The sequence below is a fragment of the Anaeromyxobacter oryzae genome (assembly GCF_023169945.1).
Lineage (GTDB): Bacteria > Myxococcota > Myxococcia > Myxococcales > Anaeromyxobacteraceae > Anaeromyxobacter > Anaeromyxobacter oryzae.
Genome location: NZ_AP025591.1, coordinates 6,629,472 through 6,648,166, shown reverse-complemented (window position 1 = coordinate 6,648,166; position 18,695 = coordinate 6,629,472). Strand labels below are relative to the sequence as shown.

9 protein-coding genes and 2 pseudogenes are annotated in these 18,695 nt (G+C 77.7%); 9 read left to right on the top strand and 2 right to left on the bottom strand.

All coding sequences use genetic code 11. The annotated features are described in order from the left end of the window. Positions 1–146 precede the first annotated feature (146 nt). Positions 147–1,997 carry a translational GTPase TypA gene (typA, locus tag AMOR_RS29335; RefSeq protein WP_248357306.1) on the bottom strand — a complete coding sequence of 617 codons (1,851 nt, stop codon included), beginning with the start codon at positions 1,995–1,997 and terminating at the stop codon, positions 147–149. Between the two features lie 161 nt (positions 1,998–2,158). Here typA and AMOR_RS29915 point away from each other — a divergent pair. From AMOR_RS29915 to AMOR_RS29300, 9 genes and pseudogenes are all read left to right on the top strand, one after another. Next, positions 2,159–4,039 (top strand): annotated as a pseudogene (locus tag AMOR_RS29915) (response regulator); the annotation flags it as partial. Positions 4,040–4,069: 30 nt separating this feature from the next. Next, positions 4,070–4,858: pseudogene (locus AMOR_RS29910) on the top strand (response regulator); the annotation flags it as partial. 27 nt (positions 4,859–4,885) lie between these two features. Beyond that, positions 4,886–5,422 carry a diguanylate cyclase domain-containing protein gene (locus AMOR_RS29905; protein WP_404800971.1) on the top strand — a complete coding sequence of 179 codons (537 nt, stop codon included), beginning with the start codon at positions 4,886–4,888 and terminating at the stop codon, positions 5,420–5,422. Next, positions 5,419–7,230, top strand: coding sequence for an ATP-binding protein (locus AMOR_RS29325; protein ID WP_248357304.1), 1,812 nt, complete (start codon positions 5,419–5,421; stop codon positions 7,228–7,230). Before AMOR_RS29905 ends, AMOR_RS29325 begins: the two co-directional genes overlap by 4 nt. Before the next feature lie 9 nt (positions 7,231–7,239). Next, entirely contained in the window at positions 7,240–8,157 is a 918-nt protein-coding gene (locus tag AMOR_RS29320; protein WP_248357303.1) for a FecR domain-containing protein, read from the top strand. A gap of 173 nt (positions 8,158–8,330) precedes the next feature. After that, complete coding sequence (locus AMOR_RS29315) at positions 8,331–9,836, top strand: hypothetical protein (protein WP_248357302.1); 1,506 nt, start codon at positions 8,331–8,333, stop codon at positions 9,834–9,836. Beyond that, positions 9,833–11,677: a hypothetical protein gene (locus AMOR_RS29310; RefSeq protein ID WP_248357301.1), complete on the top strand. Its 1,845-nt coding sequence runs from the start codon at positions 9,833–9,835 to the stop codon at positions 11,675–11,677. The genes AMOR_RS29315 and AMOR_RS29310 overlap by 4 nt, the downstream gene beginning before the upstream one ends. Then, entirely contained in the window at positions 11,674–15,075 is a 3,402-nt protein-coding gene (locus AMOR_RS29305) for a hypothetical protein (protein ID WP_248357300.1), read from the top strand. The genes AMOR_RS29310 and AMOR_RS29305 overlap by 4 nt, the downstream gene beginning before the upstream one ends. Positions 15,076–15,079: 4 nt before the next feature. Then, positions 15,080–17,383: a hypothetical protein gene (locus AMOR_RS29300; RefSeq protein WP_248357299.1), complete on the top strand. Its 2,304-nt coding sequence runs from the start codon at positions 15,080–15,082 to the stop codon at positions 17,381–17,383. Here AMOR_RS29300 and AMOR_RS29295 read toward each other — a convergent pair. Continuing rightward, positions 17,376–18,674, bottom strand: a complete 1,299-nt coding sequence (locus AMOR_RS29295) for a DUF4388 domain-containing protein (RefSeq protein WP_248357298.1) — start codon at positions 18,672–18,674, stop codon at positions 17,376–17,378. The two genes, AMOR_RS29300 and AMOR_RS29295, sit on opposite strands and share 8 nt — an antisense overlap. Positions 18,675–18,695 lie beyond the last annotated feature (21 nt).

The window sequence follows — 18,695 nt, the reverse complement described above, 5'->3', positions numbered from 1 at the left end:
GCGCCACGAACGCCGCCCGGGAGACCGGGCGGCGTTCTGCGTTTCGGGGCTCTCGATCGGTCCGCCGGAAAGACGACGCCCCGCGCGGCAGCGGGACGCTGCACGGCGGGGCGGGGGATCTGCCTCGGGGCGGGGAGGGTGGCCCGCTACGCGTCCGCGGTCGCCGCGCCGCGCTTCCGGTCGCGCTCGATCTTGTAGCGGACGGTCGGGTCGAGGAACTTCTTCCGGAGCCGGATGGACTGCGGCGTCACCTCGACGAGCTCGTCCTCGGCGATCCACTCGAGCGCCATCTCGAGGCTCATGTCCCGCGGCGGCGTCAGGATGACGTTCTCGTCCCGGCCGGCCGCGCGGATGTTCGTGAGCTTCTTCTCCTTCGAGATGTTGAAGTCGAGGTCGTTGTCGTGGCTGTGCTCGCCCACGATCATCCCGGCGTACACCTTGTCGCCGGGCTTCACGAACAGCGAGCCGCGCTCCTGGCAGTAGAAGCAGGCGTAGGCGACCACGTCCCCCACCCGGTCCGCGACGATGGCGCCGGTCTTCCGCTTCTCGATCAGCCCCTGCCACGGCTCGTAGCCGTCGAACTGGGAGGACATGATCCCCTCGCCGCGGGTGAGGGTGAGGAACTCGCCGCGGAACCCGATGAGCCCGCGCGCCGGCACGCGGAACTGGAGGCGCGTGCGGCCGGAGCCGATGGGCTGCATGTCGACCATCCGGCCCTTGCGGCCGCCCATGCTCTGCGTCACCCCGCCCACCGCCTCGTTCGGGAGGTCACACACGAGCAGCTCCATCGGCTCGTGCACCTCGCCCTCGACGGTCTTCAGGATCGGCTCGGGGTTCGAGACGGTGAGCTCGTACCCCTCGCGCCGCATGTTCTCGACGATCACGGCGAGCTGGAGCTCGCCGCGGCCGACCACCTTGAATGCGTCGGGCGTCTCGGTGTCCTCGACGCGGATCGAGACGTTCTTGTAGGCCTCGCGGTAGAGCCGCTCGCGGATGTTCCGGCTCGTGACGTACTTCCCTTCCTTGCCGGCGAAGGGGCCGTCGTTCACCTTGAACACCATCGACATGGTGGGCTCCTCGACGCTGATGCGCGGGAGCGCCACCGGGTTCGTGAGGTCGGCGATGGTGTCGCCGATGCCGATCTCCTCCGCGCCGGCGATGCAGACGATCTCGCCGGGGCCGGCGTCCTTCACCTCGACGCGCTTCAGCCCGTCGTACGCGTAGAGCCGCACGACCTTGGCGGGGACGATCTTCCCCTCCTCGCGGATGACCGCGATGGCGTCGCCCTCGTGGAGGACGCCGGACGCGATCCGCCCGATGGCGAGGCGGCCCACGTAGTCGTCGTAGTCGAGGTTGTCGACGAGCATCTGCATGTGCGTCAGGTCGCCGACGGGCGGCGGCGGCACGTGCGTGAGGATGGCGTCGAAGAGCGGCTTCAGCGAGTCCGCCTCGAACGCGCCCTGGAGCGTGTGGGCGGCCCGGCCCTCGCGGGCGATGGCGTAGATCACCGGGAAGTCGATCTGGTGCTCGTTCGCGCCGAGATCGATGTAGAGCGAGTAGACGAGGTCGAGGACCTCCTTCGCCCGCGCGTCCTGGCGGTCCACCTTGTTGATGACGAGCACCGAGGGGAGCCCGAGCGCGAGCGCCTTCGAGAGCACGAAGCGCGTCTGCGGGAGCGGGCCCTCCGCCGCGTCCACCAGCAGCAGCACGCCGTCGACGAGCCGCAGCGCGCGCTCGACCTCGCCGCCGAAGTCGGCGTGGCCGGGCGTGTCGACGATGTTGATCTTCACCCCGTTGTAGGTGACGGCGGTGTTCTTCGCGAGGATGGTGATGCCCTTCTCGCGCTCGAGGTCGTTCGAGTCCATGACCCGCTCGACCACCTGCTCGTTGGCGCGGAAGACTCCCGCCTGCCGCAGCATGAAGTCGACGAGGGTGGTCTTGCCGTGGTCGACGTGGGCGACGATCGCCACGTTCCGGATCTGCTCGCGCGGTATCATGAAGCTCCAGTGCCTGAAACCTAAAAGGCCGGAACTCATAGCCTTTCGCGCGCGATGTCGCAAGGGGCACGGAGGTGCTTCGGCCGGACGCCCGTCCGGAGGGCGTGCTAGCATCCTCCCCCGATCGATTCGACCCCGCGCGACCGGGGGGCGCGCGCGCGATGCCCCACGCGATCTTGTTCGTGGACGACGAGGCGGAGGTCCTCTCGCTGCTCGCGCGGACCTTCTCGGCGCGCGACGGCTACGAGGCGCTCACCGCGACTTCCGGCCACGAGGCGCTCGCGCTGCTGGCGGCGCGCGACGTCGATCTCCTCGTCACCGACCAGCGCATGCCGGGGATGACGGGCATCGAGCTCATCGCCGCCGCCCGCCGGCGCGTCCCCGATCTCTGCGCGATCGTGCTCACGGCGTACACCGATCCGGACGATCTCGTCGCCGCCATCAACCAGGGGCAGGTCTATCGGTACCTCGTGAAGCCGTGGGAGAGCGTCGACCTGCGCCAGACGGTCGCCTCCGCGCTCGAGCAGGTGCAGCTCAAGCGGGATCGCGCCCGGCTGCACGCGGAGCTGGAGCGGCGACTCGCGGCGCTCCAGATCGCCTCCGAGATCGCGCGCGACGTCGGCGCCGCGGAGAGCCCCGCGGCGCTCCTCGAGCGCGTCGTCGCGCGGCTCCCCGAGATCGTGCCGTGCGACGCGGCCGCGGCGCTGCTCGCGCCGCCGGGCAGCGCGCCGGTGCTGCTCGTCCGCGCGAGGACCCGGCTCGGCGACGCGGCGCTGGGGGCCGTGCGGGCCGACGCGCTCGCCGCGCACGCGGAGCACGCCGGGGCGGCCGTCGACGCGGCCGCGCTCGAGCTGCGGCTGGTGGGCGCCGCCGACGGGCGCGGCCCCGACGCGTTCGCGTCGCGCCTCACGGTCCCCGTGCACGCGGACGGCGCGGTGGCGGGCGTGGTCGTCCTCGAGAGCGCCGCCATCGAGGCGTTCGGGGACGGCGACGCGCGCGTGCTGGACGTGCTCGTGAACGAGCTCGCCGAGGCGCTCCGGGCGTTCGCGACGCGCGTCGACGCGGAGCGGCGGCGGCTCGAGCGCGTCGTGGAGAGCCTCGCCGACGGGCTCGTCTTCGCGCCGCAGGATCGCGACGAGGTGGTGGCCAACCCGGCGGCGCGGCGGATGCTCGGCGCGCCCGCGACGGGGCCGCTCACCCGCGCGTGGCTCGAGGAGGCGCTGGGGAGCCCCGTGCTCGCCATCGGCCGGGGCGCTCCGCCGGGCTCGGTGGCGCGGGCGGTGGAGGGTCAGGAGATCCGGCGCGGCGAGCGCAACCTCGCGCCGATCGTCTCGCCGGTCCCGGACGGGAGGGGGCGCCTCGCGGGCGTCGCGGTGGTCCTCCGCGACGTGACCGAGCAGCGGCGGCTGGAGGAGCGCAAGGAGGAGTTCGTCCACGTCGTGAGCCACGAGCTGCGGACGCCGCTCACCTCCATCACCGGCGCGCTCGATCTCGTCCTCGACGGCCTCGTCGGCGCGCTCGAGCCGAAGCAGGAGCGCTACCTCAAGATGGCGCGGGACTCGACCGAGCGGCTGAACGCGCTCGTCGACGACATCCTGGACGTCGCCCGGCTCGCGAAGGGCAAGCTGCGGATGGAGCTGGAGCCGGTGCGGCTGGACGAGCTCGCGCGCGCCGCGGCGGACCGCTGGCAGGCCGCCGCCGCCGAGCGCGGGATCGAGCTCCAGGTGCACGCCCCGGCGGCGCCCGTCGCGATCACGGCCGACCCCGGCCGCCTCGGCCAGGTGCTCGCGAACCTCCTCACGAACGCGGTGAAGTTCTCGCCGGAGAACGGCGTCATCCGCGTCCGCGTGTTCCGGTCCCAGGCGCTCGGCGGCGTCGCCGGCCTGTCGGTCTGGAACGCGGGCGACGCGATCCCGGAGGAGGACCTCGAGCGGATCTTCGAGAAGTTCGAGCAGTCGCGCTCCGGCTCGAGGGGGCGGACGCGCGGCTCGGGGCTCGGGCTCGCGATCTGCCGCGGGCTCGTCGAGGCGCACGGCGGCCGGATCTGGGCGGAGAGCGCGCCGGGGGAGGGCGTGAAGCTCGTGGCGGTGCTGCCGGACGAGCCGCCGAAGGCGCCGGAGAAGGTGTCGCGGGCGGACGGCGCCGTCGCGGTGGTCGTGGACGAGGCGGATGCCGCAGCGCTCGCGCGGGGCGTGCTCGAGGGGCGCGGCTTCCGGTGCCGCACGGCCGCCACGCCCGAACAGGCGCTCGCGCTCGTCCGCGGCCTGCGGGCGCGCCTCGTCGTGTGGGATCCGGCGCTCCCGGCGGTCGCGGAGGTGCCCTTCGCCGAGATCCTGCGCCACGACCCGGACGCCCGCGACGCGCGGCTGCTCGTCGCGAGCGCGCCCGCGGGCCGCGGCGCGGCGCTCAGGGCCGGTGCGGCGTTCGTCGCGAAGCCGGCGAGCGCCGCGGAGCTGGCCGCCGCCGCGGAGGACGCGGTGGATCGCGCCCGCGCGACGCGCGCCCGCGTCCTCGTCGTGGACGACGACCCGGCGATCCGCGCCATCTGCGCGGAGGTGCTCGCCGCCAGCGGGTACGAGGTGGTGGAGGCAGGCTCGTGCGCCGAGGCCCGCGCGGTCGTCCGCGACCGCCGCCCGCAGGCGCTCCTCGTGGACGTGCAGCTGCCCGACGGCGACGGGTTCGGCCTCCTCGAGGCGCTCGCGGACGTCCGGGTCCAGGAGCCGTTCGCGGCCGTGTTCCTGTCCGCGCGCGGCGAGGTCCAGGACAAGGTGCGCGGGCTCGGCCTCGGCGCCGACGACTACGTGACGAAGCCGTTCGACGCCCGCGAGCTCATCGCACGCCTCGACGCCGCGCTGGCGCGCCGCGAGGCCGCCCTGCACGCGTCCCCGATGACCCGCCTCCCCGGCGCGCCCGCGATCGACCGCGAGGTGGCGCGCCGGCTCGCCGCCCGCACGCCGTTCGCGCTCACCTACGTCGACCTCGACAACCTGAAGGCGTTCAACGACCACTACGGCTACGCCAAGGCGGACGGCGTCCTCCTCCAGACCGCCGAGATCCTGCGCGACGCGGTGGCGCTCGAGGGCGGCGACGGCGCGTTCCTCGGCCACGTCGGCGGCGACGACTTCGTGCTCCTCACCGCCCCGGACCGCGCCCACGCCGTGTGTCGGGCTGCGCTCGCCGCGTTCGACCGGGTGATCCCGCTCTACTATGACCGCGCCGATCGCGACCGCGGCTACATCGAGGCGCCGGACCGGTACGGCGCGCGGCGGCGCTTCCCCGTGCTCTCCGTCAGCGCCGTCACGGTCCTCGCCGCGCCGGGGCGCTTCGCGGGGCACGCCGAGCTGGCGCGCGCCGCCGCCGAGCTGAAGCAGCGCGCGAAGCGCGTCCCCGGGAGCGTGCACCTCGTCGACGGGGCGGCGTCGTGAGCCTCGGTCGGAAGCTCGCGCTCTTCCTCCTCCTCGCCGCCGTCGCCCCGCTCGCGGGGGTCGGGTTCGCGCTGCTCGCACGCGTGCAGCGGACCCTCGGAGAGCGCACCGCGGCCGAGCAGCTCGCGCGCGCCGAGACGGCCGCGGCGACGGTCACCGAGGACCTCGAGCGGACCGACCGCGAGCTCGACGCCTTCCTCCGCGCCTGGCGGCCCGATCGGCTCACCGACCCGGAGCTGCAGCGGCTCCTGTTCCTGCTCTCGCAGCAGGTGTCGGGCGCGAACGCCGCGGCGGTCGTCGACGCGGCCGGCTCGGTGCGCGCCGCCGTGGACGAGGCCGCCCGGCCCGCGGGCGACCCCTCGACCCAGGCATTCGTCGCGGCGCTCCGCGCCACCGCGGCGGCGCCGGATGCCGGCCTGGTCCTGGCGGTGTACGAGGATCCCGCGCGCGGTCCCCTCGTCGCGGCGGTTCGCGGGGTCCGCGCGGAAGCCGGGGCGGGCTGGCTCGTCGGGGCCCGGCTCGACCCCGAGCGGACGCGACGGCGGCTCGACGCCGCCGCGGCCGCGGGCGGCGGGGCGTGGCTCCTGGACGCTCGCGGGGGGCCGCTCGTCGCATCGTCGGGGGCCGGCCCGCTGGCGGCCGAGGAGCGCGACGAGGTCGCGGCGGCGCTCGCGCCGGACCGGCGCGGCGCGCTCCAGGGACGCCGCCTCGTCGCGGCGTGGGCGCCGCTCGGGAACGGGACGGGGTGGGGGATCCTCGTCGCCGTCCCGGCGCGGGTCGCGTACGCCGACGTGATCCGGACGCGCCGCGAGGTCCTCGCCGCGAGCGCGCTCGTGCTGGCGGTCGTGCTCGCCGCGGCCGCGCTCCTCGCGCGGCGCCTCGCCGCCGGCCTCGCGCGGATCGACGCCGCGGCGCGCGCTCTCGGGTCCGGCGACCTCGCCGTGAGGCTCCCCGTCCGCGGCGGCGACGAGGTGGCGGCGGTGTCCGCGACCTTCAACGGGATGGCGGAGGAGCTCGGGCGCGCCCGCGCGAAGCTCGAGGGGTGGAACGAGGAGCTGCGGCTGGAGGTCGAGGCGCGGACACGCGACCTCGAGGCGGCGCACGCGCGGCTCCTCGAGGCGCAGAAGCTCGCCGCCGTCGGCCGGCTCGGCGCGGGCGTCGCGCACGAGATCAACAACCCGCTCGCGGGGATCCTGGGGAACGCGCAGCTCCTCCTCGAGGAGAAGGCGCCCGGCGACCCCGACCGGGAGGCGCTCTCGACGATCGAGGACCTGGCGCGCCGCTGCCGCGACGTGGTGCGGCGCCTGCTCCGCTTCAGCCAGCAGGGCGCGCAGCCGGATCTTCGCGAGCTCGACCTGAACGCCGTCGTCTCCGAGGCGCTCGCGCTCGCGGGCGGCGAGGTGGCCGCGGGCGGAGCGCCGGTCGACGTCGTCCTCGCCGACCCGGCGCCGCGCGTGCGCGGCGACGCCGGCCAGCTCGCGCGCGTGGTGCTGGACCTCGTCTGGAACGCGCGCGCGGCGTGCGATGGGCGCAGCGGGGCGCGCATCCGCGTCGAGACGGCGCGCGCGGCGGACGGCGCGCGCATCCTCGTCCAGGACGGCGGCAAGGGGATCCCGGCCGAGGACCTCCCGCACCTCTTCGAGCCGTTCTTCACGACGAAGGCCCGCTGGACGGACGTCGGGCTCGGGCTGCCGGCGGCGTACGCCGTCGTCTCGGCGCACGGCGGGCGGATCGACGTGTCGAGCCGGCCGGGCGAGGGCAGCACGTTCACGGTCAGCCTGCCCGGGGCGAAGGGGGCGACGGTATAGTCGCGCGGCATGGGCCGACGGGAGCACGTCCGGTTCTGGGCCCTCGCGGCGCTGCTCGTCGCGGGCGCCGCCGCGGCGTACGCGGTCCTCCTCGGGCGCGAGCCGGCGACGCCGAAGGCGACCGTCGCCTCGGCGGACGCCGCTCCCGTGCTCGCGGTCACCCGCGTGGTGGGCCAGGTCGAGCGCGTGCGCGGCGCGGAGCGGGCGCCCGCTCGAGCCGGCGACGCGCTGCGCCGGGACGACGCCCTCGTCGCCGGCGTGGACGGTCGGGTCGAGCTCTCCGCGGGCGACAGCTACACCGTCGAGCTCGAGGGCGCGGCGCGGTTCGACGTGCAGCAGATCACCGCGACGCTCGCGCGCTTCCGGCTCGAGTCCGGCCTCGTGTCGGCGCGCGTGCGGGAGGACCCCCGCCGCACCGTCGAGTTCGAGGCGACGCGCGGGACCGTCATGCGGACGCGTGGCGGCGCGGTGTCGATGTCGCGCTCCGGGAAGGTGGTGGCCGTCGCCGCGACCGAAGGGGCCGCCGAGCTCGAGAGCGCCGGGACTACCGTCGTCGTCGGCGCCGGCAAGCGCGCCACCGCGGTCGAGGGTCTCCCGCCCTCGGACGCGGTGCCGCTCCCGCCGGAGCTGCTCCTCAAGGTGGCGTGGCCCGGGGAGCGGACCACGAACCGCGCCCGGATCGTCGTACGCGGCCGCACGGAGCCCGGTGCGGTCGTGGTGCTCGGCGGCGAGCCGGTCGAGGTCGGTCCGGACGGCACGTTCATGCACGTCCTCTACCTGCGGGAGGGAAGCCAGGTGCTCGAGGCGAGCGCGCGCGGCGTCGGCGGCCGTTCGTCCCGGGAGCACGGGCCGCCGGTGGTCCTCGACACCCGGGCGCCGGACCCTCGGTTCGATACCCGGGGGCTCTGGGGCGGTTCGCCTCGGTGAGTCCGTTCCCCACACGGCGGTCAGGCGAGAGCGGCAGAGCGCCCGCTTGACCGTCCTCTGCGGGGGAGCACACTATCCCCCAGCTGGAGGGACGCGCACGGAGGGAGAAGCCGTCCGCGCACGCGCATCAGGCGCGGCGCCGCCGGTCCGCGCGCGACCGCAGGAGGGGACCCGTGCAGCGCATCGTCCACGCCACCGCGCTCGCGGTCGCGCTCGCGGCGCCGGTCGCCGCGCGGGCGCTGCCGGTCGGCGACCTCCGCTGGCTGGTCGAGGCGCCCGGCGAGCAGACGAAACCCTCCATCGACGGTCCCTACGTCGTCTACGCGGATCACTCCGGCGCGGACTGGGACGTCCGCATGTACGATCTCTCGACCGGGACGACGGTCGACGTCGCCGTCGGCCCGGGCGACCAGCAGAGCCCCGACGTCTCCCGCTCCGTCGTCGCGTACCGCGCGCCCTCCGGCATCGAGGTCTACTCGATCCCGCTGCGGGCGCTCCTCCGGTCCGGCGCGGAGCAGGACGTCGCCGGCGCGCCGGCGACCTCCGAGGCCGTCGTCGCGTGGGAGCGGGACGCCGCCGACGGCTCCGGGCGCGACGTCGTCTGGTCGAGGCTGCTGCAGCCGAAGGTGAACGGCGTGCTCGGCGGGCCCGGCGACCAGCACGCGCCCGCCGCGTTCGGCGACTGGGTCGGGCTCGTGGACGACGCGGACGGCGGAGCGGTCCGCATGCTCGACACCACGACCGGCGAGGTCCGCGAGGTCTGCCCCGGCCGCGCGACGGGCCTCGCGATGGACGGTGCGCCCGACGCGCCGCGGGTGGTGGTGGCGCGCGACGCCGGCGGCGGCGACACGGACGTGGAGGTGTACGACACGCCCGGGGTGCTCGGTGCGGCGCTGCGCGTCCCCGGGACGCAGCGGAACCCGCACGTCTCCGGGGATTGGGTCGCGTTCGAGGACCTCTCGACCGGTCACTCGCAGGTCGTCCTGTGGAACCTCGCGACCGGCACCGCGTTCGTCCCGCACCCGAGCGCGAGCGATCAGATCCTGAACGACGTCTCGGCCGTGCCGGGCCAGTCGGTCCGGGTCGTGTTCGCCGACGACGCGCACGGCGATCTCGACATCGCGATGTACACCCTGCCGCTCCCGTTGGCGGACGACGGCGCGCCGGCGAACTGGCCGCCCGCACCGCCGCCGGCGCGGTGCGACGACCCCGCCGCGATCGTGCTCGCGGACCTGACGCTCGCGCGCGAGACGGGGAAGCCGTTCGTGGCGCAGGCGCCGCTCGCCGGCGCCGTCACGGAGGGAAGGGTCCTCGTGTGTCTCGACGCGATGGGCGTGTCGAGCGCCGGCGTCGTCCTCGGCGACCGGCCGGTGATCGCCGCGACGCCTGCCGACTTCGCGATCCCGGTCCATCACCTCGAGCGCGTCGTCACGATCGAGCCGGGGGACGGGCGCGTGGCCGCCGCGGCCGCGGGCGTCCCCGGCGCGACGCTGCGCGTCCGCGTGCTCGGCGGGGCCGTGCCGCCGCTCGCCTGCGAGGGTCCCGGCTGCGGCGGGCACCTCGACGGCGGCCCCGGGACGCACGGCGCGCCGCGCGGGCAGGGCTGCGGCAGCGCGGGCGCGGGGCTCGCGCCGCTCGGGCTCGCCGCCGCCCTCCTGCGGCGGCGCCGCCGCGCGTGAACGCCGCCGCCGCGCTCGCCGCCGCGCTGGTCCTCGCCGCGCCGGGCGCCCCGCCGGCGATCCGTCTCCCGCCGTGGCCGCTGTCGCCGGACGGCGACGTGGTGGCGCTGACGCCCGGAGCGCCGCTCCAGGCGGACGGGGCGCGCGCGGAGCCGCTCGCGCCGGGGCTCTGGCGCGTCGTACCGGCGCCCGGCGTCCGGGAGGTCGTCCTCGTCTCGGGCGCCGCGAGGCGCGTCGCGCCGGTCGGCGCGCCCCCGGGTCGCGTCGAGATCGCGGTGACGCCGGGCCAGCCGGTGAAGGGGCGCGATCGCGAGGTGGCGCTCGTGCTGACGGTGCGGGACGCCTCGGGCGCGGTCGACGCGGGCGCGCCTTCGCCGGTGGTCTCCGCCGCCGCGGGGCACGTCGGCGCGGTCGCGCCGGATGGGCCGGGACGGTTCACCGCACGGTTCGAGCCCTCGCCGGCGCGCTGGCCGGAGGTGGCCATCGTCGTCGCGCTCGTGCCGCGGTGCCCGCTCTGCCCTACGCCGCGCGCCGTCGGCGCCATCTCGTTCCCCGTCGCCGCGGCGATCACGCTCCCCGGGCGCGCCGAGCCGGGCGTGCGCACGACGCTCGAGGTCGGCGGGCGCTCGTTCGGCCCGGTGACGGCGGACGCGCGCGGCCGCTTCAGCGTGGACGTGGTGGTGCCGCCCGGCGCGCGGACGGCGATCGCGACCTCCGTCGACGCCATCGGGAACCGCAACCGGACGACGGTCGACCTCGGTCTCCCCGCGGTGGACCGGCTCGCGTGCGCCGCGTGGCCGAGCGCCGTCCCGGCGGACGGCTCCGCGAGCGCGTCGCTGTGGTGTCTCGCGACGGAGCCGGGCGGTGCGCCCGTCCGGGCGGCGGCCCTCGCGGCCTCCGCGCGGCGCGGCGTCGTCGGCCCGCTCGAGCCCGGGCCGGGCGCGCTCCAGCACGCGACGTACCGGGCGCCCGTGGGCGGCGGCGGCCGGGCCGACGCCATCGAGATCGCGTTCCCGGGCGGTGGCGCCGCGTCGTGCGAGGCCGTGGAGATCGCCCTCGCCACCGGGGCGCCCGCCGCCCTCGAGGCGAGGCTCGCGCGGGATCCCGTCCCGCTCGGCGCGATCGTCGCCGCCGACACGGCGGTCCGGGACGCCCGCGGCGACCTCCTCGGCGCGGCGCACGGGCCGGCCGGCGCGCGCCAGGGCTTCGTGGCGCCCGACCGGTTCGTCGCGCGCGCCGCTCCCGCCGCGAGGAGCGAGACCGGGGAGGGCGGACGCGAGCCGGACTGGATCCAGCGCGCGCCGCTGGCGTTCGAGCTCGCGCCGGGGCGGGAGGCGGCGTCGCTCTCGATCCGCCGCGACGGCCGGCAGTGGGTCGCGACGGCCCGCACCGTCGACGCGCGGGCGGCGGCGGGCGTCGTCGTGCGATTCGGCTCCGGGGCCCGGGTCACGACGGACGCGGCCGGCGAGGCGCGGGCGCCGGCGTCCGGCGACGAGGAGACGGTCGAGGCGGACGGCGGCGCGCGCGCGGCGGGGTGGGCAGATGTCGCGCCGCCTGCGACCCCGGTGGCCCTCGTGCGGACGGTCGACGTCCCGCTCCGGCCGCCGTCGCCGATCGAGGTCGTCGCGCGCCTCGATGCTGGGACGCTGCGCTTCGAGGTGGACGACGCGGACGGCCGCCCGGTGCCGGGCCGGCGGGTCGTCCTCCGCGCCGAGGGCGTCACCCTCGGCCCGCCGTCGCCGGACGGCGCCGGGCAGCGCTGCGCGGTCGCGGGAAGGCCGGGCCGCATCGCGGTGGTCGACGCGGAGACGGGCGTCGCCGCGCTCGTGGAGGTCCGGTGAGGAGCCCCTGGGCCGCGTTCGTCCTCGCGGCCCCGCTGGTGGCGGCCGGCCAGCCCGTGGAGCTCGGCGCCGCGCGGCGGATCGGAGGCACCGTGCTCGGCCGCGTGTGCCTGGACGTCGACGGCGACGGCAGGTGCGAGGAAGAGGAGCCCGGCGTCGCCGGAGCCCGGGTGATCGCGTCCGCGGGCGGGGTCGCGATCGCCGGCCCCGATGGCCGCTTCCACCTGCTCGACGTGCCGGACCGCGTGGTCGCGCGGGATCGGACCGCGTACGGCGGGCTGTCGATCGCGGTCGAGGGGCTCGGCGCGCGCGCCGCCGTCGAGCTCGCGGCCGAGGGCGCCGCCTCGGTCGACCTCGCGGTCCCGGCGGCGCCCGCCGGGTCCCCGCCCGCGCTCGCGCTCGACCCCGAGGCGGTGCGGCCGCCCGCTCCCGGGGAGCGGGAGATCCTGCTCGCCGGGCGGGTCCCGGTCGGCAGCGTCGTCGAGGTCGGCGGGGTCGCGCGCGCGGTCGGCGCTGGAGGCGAGGTGCTCGTCCCGGTCCCGCTCGAGCACGGCGCCCGGCTCATCGAGCTCGTGATCCGCGCGCCGGGCGGAGCCGTATCGATCGTGGCCTGGCCGGTGTTCGTGGGGCGCCGCGCCGACGGGAGCGTCCTCGTGCTCCCCGGCGCGCCGGAGCGCGTCGCGACGGTCGCCGCCGCGCCGGCCGCGGGCGGGGGGCTGCTCGTCAGCGGCACGATCGCGCCGGGGCGCCGGCCGCGGATCGCCGGCGCGCTCGCCACGCCGGGCGCGGGAGGCACGTTCGCGGCGTTCGCGCCCGCGGGCGCGCCGCCCGAGCTCGAGGTGCTCGAGGCCGACGTCGCGCGCGTCCGCGTGCCGCTAGCGGCCCCCGCGGCCGCCGGGATGTCCGTCGCGACGGCCCTCGGGGAGGCGGAGGTCTCCTTCCTCGGCCGGCCAGGGCTCCTCGTCACCGGGCGGGCGTCGGGCGCGCTCCGGGCGCGGCTCGGGGCGGTCGACGTCGAGGCGGGCGCCGACCTCGACGACCGCGATCGGCTCGGGGACCTGGCGCGCCCGCGGGACGCGCTCACGCTGGAGCACGCCCTCGAGCCCGCCCGGACGTTCCTGACCGCGGGCGACGCGGGCGCCGCGGACGATCGTAACGCCGCGCGGGGCCGGCTCTGGGCGCGGGTGGCGGGGGACGGCGGCCGTCTCGAGCTCGGCGGCGCGCGCGCGGGGCTCACCGGATCCGAGCTCGGGCGTTACGACCGCGCGCTCTTCGGCGGGAAGGGGGAGGGCGCCGCCGTGCTGGGTCCGGTGGAGCTCCGGGCGAGCGCCTTCGGCGCCACGCTCCGCGCCGACGCCGCGGGCAACGCCCCTCCGCTCCCGGCCCACGACGCGCTCTCCGCCACGGGCGGCGCGCTCTTCTGGCTCTCGCACGGCGAGGTGGTCCCCGGGAGCGAGGCGCTCCGCGTCGAGTGGCGGGACCCGTTCACGGGGCGCGTGGTCCGGCAGCGGACCCTCGTTCGCGGCGAGGACTACGAGATCTCGTGGGCGACGGGGCGCGTCATCCTGGCGCGGCCGCTCTCGTCCGTGGCCGCGCCGGCGGCCCTCGTCACCGCCGACCCGTTCGTCGCCGCCGCGGCGGTGCTCCTCGCGGATTACCTGCACGCGTCCGCCGGGCCCGTGGCCGACGATCTGCGGGGCGGGCGGGTCTCCGCCGCCGCCGGGCCGGTCTCGCTGGCGGTGCACGGGGTCAGCGAGGACCGGCCGGGCTCGCCGTACCGGCTGGCCGCCGCGACGGGCATCTTCGACCTCGCGCTCGCGGAGGTACGCGTCGAGGCGGCGCGGAGCACCGGCCTCGCGCTCGACGCCGCGAGCGGCTTCTCGCGGTCGTCGGACGGAGGGTTCGTCTTCGCGGCGCCCGCTCCGGCGGCGGCGGAGGGCGACGCGTTGCACGTCGAGGTTCGCGGCGGGGGCGGGCCGGTCCGCGCGGACGCGTGGTGGCGGGTCCGCGAGGCCGGCTACTCCGACGCCGAGTTCCTCGAGACGCGCGCCGCACGAGAGCGCGGGGCCGAGGTCTCGCTCGCGGGGCCGGTCGCGCTCGAGCTCCGGTGGGCGGAGCGGCAGGGCACCGACCCCCGCGATCCCGCCGGCGCGACGCCGCTCGACGCGCGCCGCGCCGTCGCGCGGAGCGAGGTGGTGCTCGGCGGCATCGCCATCGCCGCGGAGGCCATCGACACGCGGCTGAGCGCGCCGGCGCCGGGAGAGGAGACGTCCGCCGGGCTCCGCGCGGCGGCGGGCGTCGCGCCCGGCCTCACGCTGGACGTCTCCCATCATCAGGCGCTGCGGGTCACGGGCGCGGGCGTCGACCCGACCTTCAGCGCCGTCGGGGCCATGATCGAGACCCACGAGGAGACGGTCGGGCTCCGCGCCGGCTGGGGACCCGCGATCGGCCCGAGGCTCGTCGCGATCGGCGAGCGCCGCGGCCCGGGCGACGCCGTGTACGGCACCTTCTCCGTGGATCCGGACGCGCCCTCCGCGTTCAGGTCGGACGCCGGCACGCTCGGGGCCCGCCGCACGGCCGGGGACGCCGAGATCTTCACGGAGGAGCAGTTCGCGCGCGATCCCTTCGGCCTCCGCAGCGCGCGCGTCGTCGGGGCGCGGGTCGCGCCCGCGGCTGGCCTCACGGTCTCCCTCACCGCCGAGCGCGGGGAGCGGCTCCGCCCCGGCGGCGAGCCGACGCGCCGGAGCGCGGCCGCCGCCGCCGCGGGCCTGGTCCGCGGGCCCGTGCTGGCGGCGCTGCGCGGCGAGGTCAGGGACGAGGGCGACGGCCACGCCGTCGCGGCGGGCGGGTCCGTCGAGTGGCGTCTCGCGCCGCCCGCGACGCTGTCGGCGCGCGCCGGGTGGTCGCAGGGCGTCGTCGGTGGCCGCGAGGCGCTCGATCTCGAGGCGGCGGTCGGCGGCGCGCTCCGGCTCGCGCGCGCATCCGCGCTCGCCACCGTCGCGCGGCTCGCGGAACGCCGCCCCGGGGAGGCGCGGCGCGACGGCGTCCTGGCGCGCGCGGCGCTGACGGTCGACGCCGCGTCGCGGCTCTCCGTCGGCCTCGCCGCGGGGGTCGCCGCGTGGCGGAGCGCGGGCGGCCGCGACGACCGGCTCGCGGGGAGCGTTCGGGCGCGGGTCCGGATCGCGGGGCCCGTCGATGCGGCGGCGGAGTACGCGCGCCGCGCGCCGCTCTCCGGCGCACGCCTCGGCGCGCTCGACGCCGTGCGCGTCGAGGCGGGCGTCGCGGCGGGCCTCTCCCGCGTGGCGCTCGGGTACAATCTCGTCGGCTTCGGCGGGGACGGGCTCGACCCCGCCGCCGACACGGGCCGGCTCTATCTGCGGGTGCAGGTCGGGTACTGAGGATATGCGCCGCCGTCACGTCCTCCTCGCGCTCGTCGCCCTCGCTGGACCCGCCGCCGCGCAGTTCCGCCCGGAGCCGATGGTGATCCCGCTCGACGCGTTCGGCGCGGCGACCGTGGGGTCCGTCGCGTCCGGCTGGCCCGCGGAGGACGTCCTCCAGCTCCCGCCCTCGCCGGTGGCGCCGCCGCTGCTGCGGCCGTACCGGCACCTGCTCTCGCGCCCGGCGCTGGGACGCGCGGTGGACGGGGCCGCGACCGAGGTCGCCGCCGGCTTCCTCGGCGGCCACGCCGCGGGCAGCCTCGCCGACCTGGTCTACCCGCGCGGCTCCTCCGTGAGCGTGTCCTTCGGCGCCGACCCCGCGACGCTGCGCTCGTTCGCGGCGTTCTCCGGCTCGGCGCCGACCGTCGCGTTCGTGCGGCTCCTGCCTCGCGACGGCGGCGACGTGCTCGTGGGCCCGGTCGGCACGGGCGGGTACGTGCCCGGGACGATCGACGCCGTGGACCTCTCCACCGGCGCAGTCGCGGAGCGGCGGTCGTGGCCCATCACGGCGATCGTCTCGCGGATCGGCGCGCCCGCGCAGGTCTTCCCGATCCGGCTCTCGCCCACCGCCCGCGCGCTCGGGATCGACGACCTCGCGGTGCCCGGGCAGGGCGAGGTCCAGCTCCTGCTGCACGAGGCGGCGCCGCAGGGTGGGCTCGCGGGTCTGAGCCTCCTCGCGGTGAAGGCCGGCGACCACGTGGACGCGACGCAGGCGCCGTGGCTGCCCGACGGCATGGGGCAGGGGGACGTCCACGGCGTCGCGCCGCTCGACGTGGACTTCGACGGGGTCCCGGATCTGGTCCTCTCCCTCGCGGTGTTCACCGACCCCGCACTCGCGACGCCGCGCGGCCTCGTGTGGATCCGCTCGACCGGCGCCCTCGCCGACTACGGCGACCGCACGGGGCGCTGGGGAGACCTCCGCGGACACCCCGACCTCGCCGGGATCACCGATCCCGTCACGCTCCGCGCGCTGACGATCGGCGGCCGGCCCGCGATCGCGGTATGGGACCGCGCGAGCGACGCGATCGCCGTGATCACCTCCGACGCCACGGCGCGCCGCCTCCGACTCTGGCGCGGGAGCGCCGGGGGCCTGCAGATCACCGACCTGTGGCTCGGGGACGTCGTGGGCAGCGCCGCGCCGGATCTCGTCGCGAAGGGCTACGACGCCGCGACGAACGCCTACGCGCTCCTCGTCTTCCCCGACGCCGGCGACGCGTGGCCCGAGCTGGCGTGGGCCCCGGGCAGCCCCGGCGTGGCGGCGCGGGGCCTGGACCACCCGATGTCGGTCGACGCGCGCGACGCCGACGGCGCGCTCACCGTGGAGTGGCTGCTCGCCGGGCGCGAGGACCCGCCCGCCGGGACCGGCGCGACGTTCGCGCTGCCCGGCGATCGGCTGTGCTCGGCCGGCGCGGAGGTGCCCGTCCGCGTCCGCGCGACGGACGACCTCGGCGTGTTCGCCGAGCTCGCGGGCGCGGTGCAGGTGGTCCTGACGCCGCCCGAGCTCGGGATCGCCGGCGCGGCGCCGCCGGGGAGGCTCGCGCTTCCGCCGGGCGGCACGCGCGCCGTGCTCGAGGGCAAGGCCTGGACCGGGTGCGGCCGGCTCGTGACGTTCACCTGGGGCGGCGCGGGGTTCCCGGCGACCGCCGTCGTGGCCGTCGAGAGCGGCCCCACGTGGACCCGGCAGACGCTCGACCTCCCCGAGGCCGCGTACCCGGCGCTGCTCGCCGGCGCGCCGCAGGTGACGCTCGCCGCGGTGGACGACGCCGGCCTCGCGAGCCCGGTCGCGACGCTGTCCCTGGAGCTCGACGCGACGGGGCTCGTCGCCGTCAGCCAGGCCGCGGATCGTGCGGCCCTCGCGGAGGGCGAGGTCGCGGTCGTCCGCACCACGCTCGAGAGCCGGCTCGCCGTGCCGCTCCCCGGGGTCGTGGTGGCCGCACGGCTCGCCGGCCTCGCGGTCGCCGGTCCTGCGCGCGTGCTCGGCGCGACCGGACGCGACGCGGGCGGCGGTGCGGTCGTGCTGGACGCGCTCCCGCCGGCGGGGACGGCGGTGGTCGTCGAGCTGCCCGTCCGGGCGACGTCGGCGGAGAGCGGCGCCGCCGCCGCGGAGGTCCGATCGTCCGGCGGGCACCTCCTCGCCCCTGCGGAGGCGCTCCGGAGGACGACCGAGGCCCTGCCCGGGTGCGGCTGCGCGGCGGGGAGCGGGGCGGACGCGCTCGGCCTCGCCGCGCTCGTGGCCGCGGCCTGGCGACGGCGCCGCCGCGCTACATGAACCCGATGCGGCGCGTCGAGGCGAGGACGCGCTCCACGGCGTCGAGCACCCGCATCACCTGGCACGCCTGCAGGAACGCCAGCGTGTCGCGCTCCGGCTGGTCGGCGAGGCGCACCAGGTCGGCGACGCTCTTGGTCCCGTCGGCGATCGGGAGCAGGCGCGCCTCCGCGGGCCGGAGGCGCAGCGCGTAGAGCTCGAAAGCGGGATCCGGCGCCGGCGCGAGGTGGACGTCCGCCGGGAGCTCCGCCCGGAGCCGATCCAGCGTGGCGGTCCGGAGCACGCCCTCGAGGACCAGGTCCGCCATCGCGATCCTCACCGGGACGCGGCCCGCCGGTGGCCGCCCGAGCTGGAACGCGTAGCTCCCCGCGCGCCACTCGAACGTGGACCACGCGACGGCGCGGATCTGCGCCGCGACCAGCTCGGCGCGGCGCTCGGGCGAGAGGAGGCCCTCGCGGGCGAGGAGGTCGGCCGTCCGCCCGTCCGGCGCGGCGCGCCGGAGCGCGTCGAGCCGCTCCGCCGTCACGAGCCCCCGGCGCACGCAGATGGCGCCGAGCCGCTCTCCCGCCACGTTCGAGGCCGCGTACACCGGGACGCCCTTCTCGACGACGACGATCTTCTTCACCGGCCCGGCGGTGAGGGTGAGCGCGCCCGTGGCCTGCCCGACGTGGAGCGCCACGAGGAGGCGCGGGACCGTGGTGGCCCCGAGCGCGCCGCGCGGCGGGGGCGGCGCGTCGCGCTCGACGGTGGGTGCGCGCGGCCCTTCCGGGAGCGGCGTGGCGAACCCGTCGCGCGGCGCGGGCGCCGCAGCGGGCGGCGGGTCGTCGAGCGCGAAGACCGGCGCGGCGGCGATGGAGGGATCGTCGTCGGCGCGGAGCGGCACCGACCCGGTGACCTCGTCCTCCGCCTCCTCCTCGACGGGGCGCGCGACGACCCCGGCGAGCCGCGCCGCCGCGGCGATCACCTCCTCGACCGGGAAGGGCTTCTCGAAGACCTCGCGCGCGCCGAGGCGGCGGAGCTCCTCGCGCCCGCGCTCGCCGCGGTAGACACCCGACACCGCGACGGCGGGCACCGCGGCGCGGGCGCAGGCGGCGAGCGCCTCGGCTGCGCCGAGGTCCGGGAGCGGGAGGTCGAGGATCGCGACGGCGGCCCCCTCGAGCGCGTTCACGGCGCCCCCGCCGGGCGCCAGCGACACCTCGGCTCCGAGGCGGCTGGCGGCCGCCGCGAGCAGCCCGCCGAGCTCGGCGTCCTCGGCGGCGACGACCAGGCGCTTTCTCGAGAGGGGCAGGGTCACCGGCGGTCGAGGCTACCACAG